Raw genomic sequence first — 14507 nt, 5'->3', positions numbered from 1 at the left:
ATGAAAATTATTGCTTACGGAATTCGAGAAGACGAATTACCATATGTTAAGGAATGGGAAAATGATAATCAAATTAAAATAGAAACTGTACCAGATTTGTTAGATGAAAAAACCGTTCAACTTGCAGCTAACCATGATGCAATTGTTGCCTATCAGCAAAAAGATTACACGCCGGAATTAATTAAAAAAATTCGTGATTTGAATATTAAGTACCTATCAATCAGAAATACCGGAGTTGATAATGTTGATGGGGATGCGGTCAATCAATATGGGTTGATTGTGACAAACGTTCCATCTTACTCTCCAAGTGCAGTTGCAGAACTCTCTATAGCTAAATTATTGGAACTTTTCAGGAAAACACCGCAATTTAATCGCAAGATGAAAAATAATGATTTCACCTGGGAACCCGATATTTCGAAAGAAATTCGCACACAAACAATTGGTGTAATTGGTACGGGGAGAATCGGACAAACTGCAATTAAAATTTTTAAAGCATTTGGCGCAAAAGTAATTGGATATGATATTTACCAAAATCCTACTTTAAAAGAAGAAGGTATTTACGTTGATACCCTTGAAGAGTTATATGCGAAATCAACGGTTATCACTATTCATAGTCCAGCAACTGAAGATAATTATCATTTATTGGACGATGAGGCATTTAACAAGATGCAAGATGGTGTGCATATCTTAAATATGGCTAGGGGAACATTGATTGATACCGATGCACTAATCAGAGCATTAGATTCAGGTAAAGTTGCGGGAGCCGCTTTAGATACGCTTGAAAATGAAACAGATTACTTTAATAGAAAATTAAAGGAATCGCAAGTGAATGGGACTTTTAAAAATTTATTACAACGTGAGAACGTTTTGATAACGCCCCATACTGCTTTTTACACAGAGCCAGCGGTTAGAAATATGGTGATAGATGCGTTGAATGCAAGTAAAGATTTAATTGAAACAGGACATTCCGATAAAGAAGTCAAATTTAAATAAAATTGTTCTTTGAAGATGGAGGAAAAGGATTATGAAATTAATCGCATTTGGTATGAGAAAAGATGAAGTTGGATTTGCCGAAAAATGGGCACAGAAAAATCAGATTGATGTCGAAATTACTGAAGACTTATTAACTATTGATACTATCAGCCAGGCAAAAGGGTTTGACGGTATTATTGCTTTACAAACGATTCCTTACGATGAAGTATTATTTTCTGAAATGCAAAAAATGGGTATTCGAATTCTCTCTGTTCGAAATGTAGGGGTCGATAATATTGACTTAGTTGCCGCTAAAAAACATAATATTATGGTAACAAATGTTCCGGCTTACTCGCCTAACGCAATTGCCGAGTTTTCTGTCACGCAATTAATGCAACTTTTAAGAAAAACGCCTGAATTTAATTTAAAGCTCAAAGCTAACGACTATCGTTGGGCACCTAACATCTCAAGAGAATTAAGAAGCCTAACGGTTGGTGTCATTGGAACAGGCCGTATTGGCCGTGTTGCAATGGATATTTATAAGGGGTTTGGTGCGAAGGTAATTGCATATGACCTACATCCAAAACCCGAATTGAAAGAAGCAGGTCTCTATGCTGACTCATTAGATGATTTATTTGAACAAGCAGATGTTATTACGCTTCATGCGCCTGCTACAAAAGAAAATGAACATATGCTTAATCGCGATACATTTGCAAAAATGAAACAAAATGTTCTGATTGTAAACACAGCTAGAGGGACGTTAATTAATACAGAAGACCTAATTGACGCATTAAAATCGGGACAAGTCGGTGGGGCTGCTTTAGATACTTACGAATTTGAAAATCCGATATTTAATCATGATTTAAGTCATGTGGATATTGAGGATCCATTGTTTAACGAACTATTAGGTATGACAAATGTTATATTAACACCACATATCGCATTTTATACCGAAACGGCAGTTAAAAATATGGTTGAAATTGCCTTTAACAGTGCACAGCAATTTTTAACAACTGGAGCCGTAGAGACAGAAGTTAAGTAATTAAAATTAGGACTTGCGTTCTGATTTCAGATTTTGTATACTTAAAGGCGATGTTAAACATCAATTCACACCTCGTGGGATGTGACTGAGGGTGCTCGGGAGAGTCTCAGCACAGTTGAACACTTGGGAGGAAAATAAAACTTTTACTCGGAGGCACTACATCATGGCTGTTATTAGTATGAAACAATTGCTCGAAGCCGGTGTTCATTTTGGACATCAAACACGTCGCTGGAATCCAAAGATGAAACCATACATCTTTACTGAAAGAAATGGTATTTATATCATTGATTTACAAAAGACAGTTAAATTAGTTGATGCTGCTTATGCATCAATGAAAAAAGCTGCTGAAGATGATGGTGTTGTCCTTTTCGTTGGTACAAAGAAACAAGCACAAGATGCTATTGAAGAAGAAGCAACACGTGCTGGTCAATACTTTGTTAACCATCGTTGGTTAGGTGGAACTTTAACTAACTGGAACACAATCCAAAAACGTATCAAACGTCTTAAGGAAATCAAAAAAATGTCCGAAGATGGTACATTTGATGTTCTTCCTAAAAAAGAAGTTTCTTTATTAATCAAACGTAGAGATCGTCTTGAAAAATTCTTGGGTGGTATTGAAGATATGCCTCGTATCCCCGATGTATTATTCATTGTTGATCCTCGTAAAGAACGTATCGCTGTTAAGGAAGCTCAAAAATTGAACATTCCTATCATCGCTATGGTTGATACAAATAGTGATCCAGATGAAATCGATGTTAAAATCCCTTCAAATGATGACGCAATTCGTGCCGTACGTTTGATTACTGCAAAAATGGCTGATGCTATTATTGAAACTAATCAAGGTAAAGAAGAAGTGAACGAAGCTTCTTTCAAAAAAGCTGACGAAAAAGTAGATTCAATCGAAGATATTGTTGAAGCCGTTGAAGGCGGAAACAATAAAAAAGATGCTGAATAGTAAATAAATTAGGCTGTCTCAAAATTAGGTACTGTAATGGCCCTTTCTTTTGAGGCAGTTTTTTTAGATATTAAATAAAATGATTATTTAAATAAGGAGGCCATACAAATGGCAAATATTTCTGCTTCTCAAGTTAAAGAATTACGTGATACAACTGGTGTTGGTATGATGGACGCAAAAAAAGCACTCGTTGAAGTTGACGGTGACATGCAAAAAGCAATCGATTTCCTTCGTGAAAAAGGGATGGCTAAAGCTGCTAAAAAGAGTGATCGTGTTGCAGCTGAAGGTTTATCTGATGTTCAATTTTCTGGTAACTTTGCGGCTATCGTTGAAGTTAATGCAGAAACAGACTTTGTTGCCCAAAACGAACAATTTAAAACACTTGTTAAATTAATTGCAACTAAAATTGCAGAAGCACATCCTAAAGATGTTGCAGAAGCACTTACAATTAAAACAGACCGTGGAACAATCAATGATGATTTAATCGAAGCAACACAAGTTATTGGTGAAAAAATTTCATTACGTCGTTTTGAATTAGTTGAAAAAACTGACAACGAAAGTTTTGGTTCTTACTCACATATGGGTGGTTCAATCTCAACACTTGTTGTCGTTACTGATGCTGACGAAGCAACTGCTAAAGATGTTGCTATGCATGTTGCAGCAATCAATCCTAAGTATGTGTCTCGCGAACAAGTACCTGCTGAAGAACTAGCACATGAAAAAGAAGTCCTTTCTAAAGAAGCTGCTAATGAAGGTAAACCTGCTAATATCATTGAAAAAATGGTTGAAGGCCGTTTAAATAAATACTTAGCTGATATTAGTCTTGATGATCAAGATTTTGTTAAAGATCCTGATATGACAGTTGCTAAATATGTTGCTTCAAAAGGCGGAAAAGTTAAATTATTCGTCCGATATGAAGTTGGAGAAGGTCTTGAAAAGAAAGAAAATAACTTCGTTGACGAAGTTATGGGCCAAATTAAATAATTCTTTCGTTACTAAAAGTTTGTGCTTAATTGCACAAACTTTTTTTATAAATCGTTTTTGGGATAAATTGAATTATTAATTGCGTTTAAGATATGGTAAAATAGTTGTAAATAGATCGTAGGAGGAACAGTGAATGTCAGACGTTAAGTATCGACGTGTTATGTTGAAGTTAAGTGGCGAAGCATTGGCCGGAGAACAAGGATTTGGGATTAATCCGCCTGTAATTCGAAAAGTTGCCGAAGAATTAAAAGAAATTCAAGAAATGGGCGTTGAAGTTGCTATTGTTGTCGGTGGTGGTAATATGTGGCGCGGTGAAGCCGGAGCAGCAATGGGTATGGAACGCGCACAAGCAGATTACATAGGCATGTTGGGAACAGTTATGAATGCATTGGCACTACAGGATAACCTTGAATCTGTAGGTGTGCCAACGCGAGTTCAAACTGCTATTGAAATGCGTCAAATTGCTGAACCATATATCCGACGCAAAGCCGTTCGTCATCTTGAAAAAGGTCGCGTTGTTATCTTTGCTGCTGGTACGGGGTCACCATACTTTTCAACGGACACAACTTCTGCACTAAGAGCCGCAGAAATTAATGCGGATGTTATCTTAATGGCAAAAAATGGTGTTGATGGTGTCTATTCAGCTGATCCTCAAAAAGATGATTCTGCAACTAAATTTGAAGAATTAACGCATTTAGATATTATTAATAAAAACTTACAAGTTATGGATACAACGGCAAGTACGTTATCAATGGATAACGATATTCCGTTAGTTGTGTTTAATTTAAATGAACCAGGAAACATAAAAAAAGTAGTTCTCGGTGAAGCTATCGGGACAACCGTCAGGGGAAAATAAATGAAAATTACAGAACCTATTCTAGTTGATGCTCAAGATAAAATGGCAAAGGCTGAAGTTTCACTTCAAAAAAATCTTGGTAATATCCGTGCAGGACGAGCAAATGCGAGTCTATTAAATAACGTAACGGTTGATTATTATGGTGCACCAACACCACTTAACCAAGTTGCACAAATTTCAGTGCCAGAAGCTCGCGTGCTTTTGATTACACCATTTGATAAAAGTGCATTGAAAGATATTGAACATGGTATATTAGTTGCTGATTTAGGAATTAGTCCTTCAAATGATGGCTCGGCCATTCGTTTGGTTATTCCTCAACTAACAGAAGAACGTCGTAAAGAATTAGCTAAAGACGTTAAAGCTGAAGCAGAAAATGCTAAGGTTGTTATTCGTAATATTAGGCGCGACTCTGTTGATGCCTTGAAGAAATCTGAAAAAAACGGAGATTTAACTGAAGATGATTTGCGCGATTTAGAAAAACAAGCGCAAGATGTCACAAATGCTTCAATTAAAAATGTTGACGGTATCCAAGCAGATAAAGAAAAAGAAATTTTAGCAGTTTAAATAAATAGCTTTATTTTAAGACAGGCGTCGTTTTGTGCCTGTTTTTTTGCTACAATAGAACATGTAACTATTCTTGGAGGTACAATATGGTTTTTAATTTGAAGAAAAATAAAACGAGTGAAGAGATTCAATTAGATCCAAATAAAATGCCTAATCATGTTGCTGTTATAATGGATGGTAATGGACGTTGGGCGAAAAAACGACACTTGCCCAGAATTGCTGGACATAAAACGGGTATGGATACCGTAAAAACTGTTACAATGGCTGCAAGTGATTTAGGCATTAAAGTATTAACGCTTTATGCGTTTTCCACCGAAAATTGGAAACGACCTGAAACTGAAGTTAATTACTTAATGAGCTTGCCCGGGACTTTCTTTGATAAATTTGTGCCTGAATTAATTGAGAAAAACGTCAAAGTTAATGTTATGGGATATATTGACCAATTACCCAATGAAACGAAAATTGCCGTTCGTAAGGCGATTGAAGATACTAAAAACAATACGGGGATGATTCTTAATTTCGCATTAAACTACGGTGGACGAGCAGAAATTGTAACGGCGATGCAAGAGATAGCAGCTGATGCAACTAAAGGAAAAATAGATGTAGCTGATATTACTGATAAAACAATTGATCGGTATTTAATGACTGCTAATTTAGCGCCTTATAATGATCCGGAGCTATTAATCAGGACCAGTGGTGAAGAAAGAATTTCTAATTTCTTATTGTGGCAAATAGCTTATAGTGAGTTGGTCTTTACTGACACACTATGGCCAGACTTTTCCGAGGATGCCTTGAAAGATGCAATATTTAATTATCAAAAAAGAGATCGTCGCTTCGGTGGCATAAAAGAATAGGAGAATTTTTATGAGACAGCGCGTAATTACAGCAATCGTGGCACTCTGTGTTTTTATACCACTAGTTATTATCGGTGGATTACCTTTACAAATTTTTGCGTTAATTTTAGGGTGTATTGGTATTTCAGAAGTATTTGTAATGAAGAAAAAATTATTAGTCTCACCTGAAGCAACATTAGGACTTTTGATGACATTAACTGTCATTGCACCAAATAAGTGGTTTGCGTTTTTACCAGGTAATATTTCATCCGTAAATGTATTTTACTTTCTCGCTGCGCTGTTATTAATGTACATGGTTGCATCAAAGAACCGTTTTTCATTTGATGATGCTGGCGTATTTGTTTTAAGCTCATTATATGTTGGAATGGGATTTCATTATTTCATTGCAGCCAGAGGTGATAACTTTGATGGATTAATGACATTGGCATACATTTTAATTGTCATTTGGACAACGGATACAGGTGCCTACCTATTTGGTCGTAAGTTTGGTAAAAATAAATTGGCACCGCATATTAGCCCAAATAAGACATGGGAAGGATCAATTGGCGGAACGCTGATGGCAACGTTGTTAGGAAGTGTTTTTGTCTACTTCTTCCCACAGAATCATTCATTTCCAATTATGATCTTAATTACATTGATTCTTTCGGTGTTTGGTCAATGTGGAGATTTAGTTGAATCTGCATTCAAGCGTTTTTATGGTGTTAAAGACTCTGGCCGTATTTTACCTGGTCATGGTGGTATTTTAGACAGATTTGATAGTTTAATTTTTGTTTGGCCAATTATGCACTTATTTGGTTTAATGTAACAAACTAAAAGGGGGAGGATTCACATGATTAAAACGATTATTACATTTATTATCGTTTTTGGAATTTTAGTTGTGATTCATGAATTTGGTCATTACTATTTTGCAAAACGTGCTGGAATTTTAGTTCGTGAATTTTCGATTGGTATGGGACCAAAACTACTTTCATTTCATCGAGGTAGCACGACATATACGTTAAGAATTTTACCTCTTGGTGGTTATGTCCGAATGGCAGGCATTGCCGATGATGAAGATGAAGATTTAAAACCCGGTATGCCGATGAGTTTGATACTGGACGAACATAATAAGGTTATAAAAATTAACACAAGTAAAAAAACAACATTATATAATGGTATCCCAATTGAGTATCTTGATAGCGATTTACAAAAAAATCTCTGGATTTCGGGGTATGAAAATGGTAATGAAGATGAAATAAAAAAATACAATGTTGATCATGACGCATTGATTATAGAAAAAGATGGGACAGAGATTCAGATTGCCCCTGAAGATGTTCAATTTCAATCTGCTACGCTTTGGAATCGAATTTTAACTAATTTTGCCGGCCCAATGAATAATTTCTTATTGGCTATTGTTGCCTTTATCTTATTAGCCTTCATGCAAGGTGGCGTTGCAACTGATTTAAACCAAATTGGAACAGTTCAAGAAAACTCTGTTGCGCAAAAGGCGGGTCTAAAAGCTGATGACAAAATTGTGTCAGTCGCTGGTAAGAAAACGTCAAATTGGACAGAATTAACCACGGCAATCAGTGCACAACCGAATAAGAAAATAGCTTTAGAGGTTGTCAGAAATGATACAACTCAAAAAATCATGATTACGCCTGAAGCAAGTAAGAATGATTCGACTAAGACTGGTAAAATTGGTATTACGGTTAAGTTGAATCGCTCATTTGTCAATAAAATTACTTATGGTTTTACGCAATCATGGGCTGTTGTTTCAAGTATTATCGCCGTATTGATAGGCATGTTTACGAAGGGCGTGAGCCTGAATGATTTTGGTGGACCAGTTGCCATTTATGCTGTAACATCAAATGCGGCAAGTTATGGATTAACGAGTGTTATTTCATTGCTTGCGTTCTTATCAATTAACTTAGGAATTGTGAATTTATTACCAATTCCTGCGTTGGATGGTGGTAAGTTAGTCTTAAATATTATTGAAGGTATCCGTGGTAAACCTATTTCACCTGAAAAAGAAGGTATGATCACGTTAATTGGGTTCGCATTTTTAATGATTTTAATGATACTAGTAACGTGGAACGATATTCAACGTTATTTCTTTTAAAAGAAAAAGGAGAATAAAACAGTATGAAACAATCGCAACTATTAATACCAACAATGAAGGAAGTTCCAAGTGATGCTGAGGTTATTAGTCATCAAATGATGCTACGAGCTGGCTATATCCGACAAGTATCCGCCGGAATGTACAGTTACTTGCCATTAGCTTTTTCAGTTATCAGAAAAATTGAAGCTATAATCCGTGAAGAAATGGAAGCAATTGGGGCAGTAGAGATGCTTGTACCAGCTATCATTCCAGCTGAACTATGGAAAAAAACGGGTCGTTACGATACTTATGGTGATACCTTATTTAAATTAAATGATCGTCATGAGAGAAACTTTATTCTGGGACCAACGCATGAAGAAACATTTACTTCTCTAGTTCGCGATGAGATTAAATCATATAAAAAATTACCACTTACAATGTTCCAAATCCAACAAAAATATCGTGATGAAAATAGACCACGATTCGGTATTTTAAGAGGTCGTGAATTTTTAATGAAAGACGGCTATTCATTCCATGCGGATGAAGAAAGTTTGAATGATACATACCAAAAAATGAATCGAGCTTATCAAAATATTTTTGAACGTTGTGGTCTTGATTTTAGAGGTATTATCGGGGATGCCGGTGCAATGGGTGGTAATGATTCAAAAGAATTTATGGCAATTTCGGATATTGGTGAAGATACAATTGTTTATTCCGATAAAAGTGATTATGCCGCCAACTTGGAAATGGCAAAAAGCTTAAAAACGTATAAGAATACGCATGAAGCAATTAAAGATATTGAAAAAATAGAAACACCAAATGTTAAAACAATTGATGAATTAGCGACATTTATTGAAACGGCAACTGATAATTTAATAAAATCGTTATTATTTATCTCGGATGAAAAACCAGTCATGGTTTTAATGCGTGGAAATGATATTTTAAATGAAATTAAATTAAAAAATGCCCTGAATGCTAATTTTTTACGAATGGCAACTGATTCAGACGTTGCGGAAGTATTAGGTGCTGAATTCGGGTCACTTGGCCCTGTTGGCGTTTCAGAAGATGTTAAAATTATTGCTGATGAAGGTATTAAAGGTATGGTTAACGTCGCAGTTGGCGCTAACTTAACTGGATTCCATTTTTTGAATGCAAATATTGAACGCGACTATCGTGTAGATGAATTTACAGATTTACGCTTAGCTCAAGAGGGTGAAGTTTCTCCCGAAGGAGAAGGCGAATTGAAATTCACAAAGGGAATTGAAATAGGTCATATCTTCAAAATTGGCACGCGCTATTCGGAATCACTTGGCGCAAATATTCTGGATGACAATGGTCGTGAAAAACCAGTTATTTTAGGCTGTTATGGAATCGGTGTGAGTCGATTACTTGCGGCTATCGCTGAGCAACAAGCTGATGAAAATGGATTAGTATGGCCTAGAAGCATCGCGCCATACGACGTACATGTCATTCCAATTAATGCTAAGAACGACGAACAAATGACCTTAGCAAATGAGATTGATAAAAAAATGACTGAAAATGGATACAAGGTTTTACTTGATGACCGTAAAGAACGTGCAGGCGTGAAGTTTGCTGATTCAGATTTAATCGGTTTACCCGTTCGAATTACCGTCGGTAAAAAAGCAGCTGATGGTATTGTTGAAGTTAAATTACGTCGAAATGGTGAAACCATTGAAGTAACAAAAGACGAGTTAGAAAGTTCTATTTCAATTTTGCTTAAAGAAGAAAATCAAAACTAGTTGAAGAGGATTGAGTTCAAAATATAATTTTGACTCAGTCTCTTTTTCATTTTTAGAAAAGGAGCAAATAATTTGGCGCTTAATCATAAAGAACTATTTAATAAGTTGTTAGAACAAATTAATTTTAAGACGACTAACCAATATGATGATGAAATCCTCAGTTCAATTGAAATTGCAACGGTAACCGTTCATGAGAAATCAAAGCAGTGGGAATTTCAATTAATGACACCTGATATATTACCATTCGCGTTATTTAACGATTTGGTAAATAAAATTGCGGTTACGTTTAAAGATATTGCAAAAACAAAAGTAACCGTGAAAGTTGACCGGCCTCAAGTGACTAACCAGCTTCTTGGCGATTATTGGGCATGGGCCGTTCAAAATAGTGATGCTAATTCTTCTTTGGTTCAAGAACTTTTCCAAGGCAATGTGCCTTACCTCGATGATAATCGCGTTATGCTAATGGCAGAGAATGAGATTGTTAAAACGTTCTTAACTAGTCAAGCATTAGGACCAATTGAATTGGCCTACCAAATGATTGGATTTCCACAGATGAGTATTAATACGTTATTGGATGAATCAAAATCCCAAGAAAAAATTGAAGAGATTAAACAACGAAAAGAAGCACAAGATGTCATTATGATGCAGAAGGCAACTGAAACAATTCAAAAACAAAATGAAAAGAAAAAAGTTGATTCTCAAACAATCATTAATGGACCAGTTCAAATGGGTAAAAAAATTAGTACTAAAGAGCCCGCAAAACGCATGGTAGAAATTGTTGAAGAAGAACGTTCGGTTATTATTGAAGGGTATATTTTCTCTAAAGAAATTCGAACACTTAAATCTGAACGACAATTAATGATTATCAAAATGACAGATTATAGTTCGTCTATGACCGTAAAAAAATTCTCTCGCGATGAACAGGACGAAGCAATGTTCGCGGCTATTCAAGAAAAAGAATGGGTCAGAGTTCGGGGTGCTGTTCAAGAAGATAACTTTATGCGAGATTTGGTTGTGAACGCCTACGATATTAACCAAGTTGACCATCAAAGTCGTCAAGAAACTGCGCCGGATGATGAACGTCGTGTTGAATTACATTTACACTCAAACATGAGTCAAATGGATGCAACAAATTCAATTACGGACTACGTCAAACAGGCCAGTAAATGGGGACAAAAAGCCATTGCAATCACGGATCATTCTGGATTACAAGGATTCCCCGAGGCACATGCGGCAGGAAAGAAAAATAATGTTAAAATTTTATATGGTGTTGAGGCGAATGTCGTTGATGACGGAATTCCTATTGCGTTTAATGATAAAGACATCAATCTAGAAGAAGCAACATATGTAACCTTTGATACGGAAACAACTGGTTTATCTGCTCGATTTGATAAAGTTATCGAATTAGCCGCAGTTAAGATGAGTAAAGGTAATGTGATTGAAGAATTTGATGAATTTATTGATCCAGGTCATCATTTATCGGAAACGACGACTAACTTAACATCAATTACAGATGAAATGGTTCATGGATCTAAGTCTGAAGAGGAAGTTTTTAAATTATTTAGAGAATTCTCAGAAGACAGTATTTTAGTTGCTCATAATGCAAGCTTTGATATTGGCTTTATGAATACTGGTTACGAGCGCCATGGTATGGAACCAATGCAAAACCCTATTATCGATACGTTAACGTTAGCAAGATTTTTACATCCTGAACTTAAAGGATTTAGATTGAATACGCTTGCTAAAAAATTCAACGTTAATTTGGAACATCATCATCGGGCCATATATGATGCTGAGACAACTGGTCTTTTGTGTCACCTATTCCTCAAAGATGCCAGAGAACGATTTGATATCCAATCACATATTCAATTGAATGACCATATGGGTGAGCACGATGCTTATAAACAAGCACGACCTTTTCACGTTACGCTACTTGCAACGACTCAAGAAGGTCTCAAAAATATGTTTAAATTGGTTTCAACCTCTATGATTGATTATTTCTACCGGATGCCACGTATTCCTCGAAGTGAGTTGAATAAATATCGTGAGGGGATTATCGTCGGATCCGCTTGTGATTCCGGTGAAGTATTCACGGCAATGATGCAAAAAGGAATGGAAGAAGCTAAAGAGAAGGCGAAATTTTACGATTATTTAGAGATTCAGCCTAAACCTTTATATGAACCATTGATACATCAAGAGCTCATCAAAGACAATCAGAATCTGGAAGAAATTTTACAAAATATTGTTGATTTGGGACATGAAATGGATAAACCCGTTGTTGCAACAGGAGATGTCCATTATCTTAATCCCGAAGATAGCATTTATCGTAAAATTCTTGTTAATTCAATGGGTGGCGCCAATCCGTTAAACCGTTCTATTCTGCCTGATGCACATTTCAGAACAACGGGCGAAATGTTAGAAGGACTTAACTTCTTGGGCGCAGACGTTGCAAAAGAGATCGTGGTTACTAATACAAATTTAATCGCCGATTTGATTGACGATGATATTTCACCAGTAAAAGACCGATTATATGCACCAAAGATTGACGGTTCTGAAGAAGAAATCAAACAACTAACTTACAATCGTGCCCATGAACTTTATGGTGAAGAACTGCCTGAGACAGTTGTTAAACGAATTGATAAGGAATTAACCAGTATTATCGATAACGAATTTTCAGTTATTTACCTAATTTCACAAAAATTAGTTCATAAATCCAATAAAGATGGTTATTTGGTAGGTTCTCGTGGGTCAGTTGGGTCAAGTTTTGTTGCAACAATGACAGGGATAACTGAAATAAATCCATTACCTCCGCATTACCGCTGTCCTAAATGTAAATATTCACACTTTTATGAAAAAGGTGAATTTGGATCTGGGTTTGATTTACCGGATCAAAATTGTCCCAAGTGTGACACGCCTTTAGATAAAGATGGGCATGATATTCCATTTGAAACTTTCCTTGGATTTTATGGAGATAAAGTTCCCGATATCGATTTAAATTTTTCAGGTGATTATCAAGCAATTGCGCATAATTATACAAAAGTACTATTCGGCGAGGATTACGTTTTCCGAGCTGGAACAATTGGAACTGTTGCTGATAAGACAGCTTACGGGTATGTCAAAGGGTATGAACGTGATACCGGGGCCACATTTAGAAATGCAGAAATAGATCGGCTAGCTAAGGGATCAACCGGCGTTAAACGGACGACCGGTCAACATCCTGGTGGTATCTTAGTTGTGCCGAACTATATGGATGTTTATGATTTTTCACCCATTCAATACCCAGCAGATGATTCAACTTCGGAATGGAAAACAACTCATTTTGATTTTCATTCCATCCATGATAATATCTTGAAATTGGATATCCTTGGTCATGATGACCCGACTATGATTAGAATGTTGCAAGATTTATCGGGGGTTGACCCTAAAACAATTCCTACTGATGATAAGGGTGTTATGCAGATATTCCAAGGACCTGAAGTACTTGGCGTAACCAGCGACGAGATATTCTCTAAGACAGGGACATTGGGTATTCCGGAATTTGGAACGCGATTTGTGCGTGGAATGCTTGAAGAAACGAAACCAAAAACCTTTGCCGAGCTATTAAAAATATCTGGTTTATCGCATGGAACGGATGTTTGGTTAGGTAATGCCGAAGAACTGATATCAGATGGAACAATTACGATGTCAGAAGTTATTGGTTGTCGTGATGATATTATGATGGGCCTTATTCACATGGGAATGGAAGCCGGTAGTGCGTTCAATATCATGGAAGGGGTTCGAAAAGGCAAGGGTATTTCTGATGATTATCAGGCCGAGATGAAAGAAGCAAAAATTCCTAATTGGTACATTGGCGCCTGTTTGAAAATTAAGTATATGTTCCCTAAAGCGCATGCGGCTGCCTATATTTTGATGGCATTACGGATTGCCTATTATAAGGTTTATTTTCCAATGTTATATTATTGTGCTTACTTTAGTGTTAGGGCAGATGATTTTGACTTAGTTGCTATGTCGCATGGCAAAGAAGCTGTGAAAAAATCTATGAAAGAAATTACTGATAAGGGAATGGACGCATCGACAAAAGAAAAAAACTTGTTGACCGTCCTTGAATTAGGTAATGAAATGCTTGAACGTGGATTTGAATTTGGGATGATTGACTTAGATAAATCAGATGATTCGAACTGGTTAATCGATGGTAATAAATTAATTGCGCCATTTAGAGCTGTACCAGGCCTTGGTAATAACGTTGCCAAACAGATTATTGCTGCTCGTGAAGAACGTCCATTTTTATCTAAAGAAGATTTAGCTAAGCGTGGTAAGGTTTCTAAGTCTTTAATTGAGTATATGACTGAAAATAATGTTTTAAAGGCATTGCCTGATGAAAATCAATTATCAATTTTTGATGAAGCGTTTTTCTGAAAATTGAAAAAGTGATAACTAGGC

At 36.2% G+C, this 14507-nt stretch carries 11 protein-coding genes; all 11 read left to right on the top strand.

Annotated elements, in window-relative coordinates; translation table 11 throughout:
- Positions 1 to 993: a D-2-hydroxyacid dehydrogenase gene (locus tag N0K73_RS02495; RefSeq protein ID WP_284063886.1), complete on the top strand. Its 993-nt coding sequence runs from the start codon at positions 1 to 3 to the stop codon at positions 991 to 993.
- A gap of 31 nt (positions 994 to 1024) precedes the next feature.
- Positions 1025 to 2014: a D-2-hydroxyacid dehydrogenase gene (locus N0K73_RS02490; protein ID WP_057973632.1), complete on the top strand. Its 990-nt coding sequence runs from the start codon at positions 1025 to 1027 to the stop codon at positions 2012 to 2014.
- Between the two features lie 163 nt (positions 2015 to 2177).
- Positions 2178 to 2969, top strand: a complete 792-nt coding sequence (gene rpsB, locus N0K73_RS02485) for a 30S ribosomal protein S2 (protein ID WP_057973631.1) — start codon at positions 2178 to 2180, stop codon at positions 2967 to 2969.
- A gap of 108 nt (positions 2970 to 3077) precedes the next feature.
- Entirely contained in the window at positions 3078 to 3953 is an 876-nt protein-coding gene (gene tsf / locus N0K73_RS02480; RefSeq protein ID WP_057973630.1) for a translation elongation factor Ts, read from the top strand.
- Positions 3954 to 4086: 133 nt separating this feature from the next.
- Positions 4087 to 4809, top strand: a complete 723-nt coding sequence (gene pyrH, locus N0K73_RS02475; RefSeq protein WP_057973629.1) for a UMP kinase — start codon at positions 4087 to 4089, stop codon at positions 4807 to 4809.
- Positions 4810 to 5373 (top strand): ribosome recycling factor, encoded by a 564-nt coding sequence (gene frr / locus N0K73_RS02470; protein WP_057973628.1) that lies wholly within the window; start codon positions 4810 to 4812, stop codon positions 5371 to 5373.
- Between the two features lie 86 nt (positions 5374 to 5459).
- A complete protein-coding gene (gene uppS, locus N0K73_RS02465) occupies positions 5460 to 6227 on the top strand; it encodes an undecaprenyl pyrophosphate synthase (protein ID WP_057973627.1) in 768 nt (255 codons plus the stop codon).
- A 10-nt stretch (positions 6228 to 6237) separates the two neighbouring features.
- Entirely contained in the window at positions 6238 to 7032 is a 795-nt protein-coding gene (locus N0K73_RS02460; RefSeq protein WP_057973626.1) for a phosphatidate cytidylyltransferase, read from the top strand.
- Between the two features lie 24 nt (positions 7033 to 7056).
- Positions 7057 to 8328, top strand: a complete 1272-nt coding sequence (rseP, locus tag N0K73_RS02455) for an RIP metalloprotease RseP (RefSeq protein WP_057973625.1) — start codon at positions 7057 to 7059, stop codon at positions 8326 to 8328.
- Between the two features lie 23 nt (positions 8329 to 8351).
- The gene (locus N0K73_RS02450) at positions 8352 to 10067 is read left to right on the top strand and encodes a proline--tRNA ligase (protein WP_112249978.1); all 1716 of its coding nucleotides are present in this window, start codon (positions 8352 to 8354) and stop codon (positions 10065 to 10067) included.
- A gap of 72 nt (positions 10068 to 10139) precedes the next feature.
- Positions 10140 to 14483, top strand: coding sequence for a PolC-type DNA polymerase III (locus N0K73_RS02445; protein ID WP_112249976.1), 4344 nt, complete (start codon positions 10140 to 10142; stop codon positions 14481 to 14483).
- The last annotated feature ends 24 nt before the right edge of the window (positions 14484 to 14507 follow it).

The organism is Dellaglioa algida (assembly GCF_030127605.1).
Classification (GTDB): domain Bacteria; phylum Bacillota; class Bacilli; order Lactobacillales; family Lactobacillaceae; genus Dellaglioa; species Dellaglioa algida.
The sequence above is the reverse complement of the archived record's forward strand: the minus strand, read 5'-3'. Positions and strand labels throughout refer to the sequence as shown.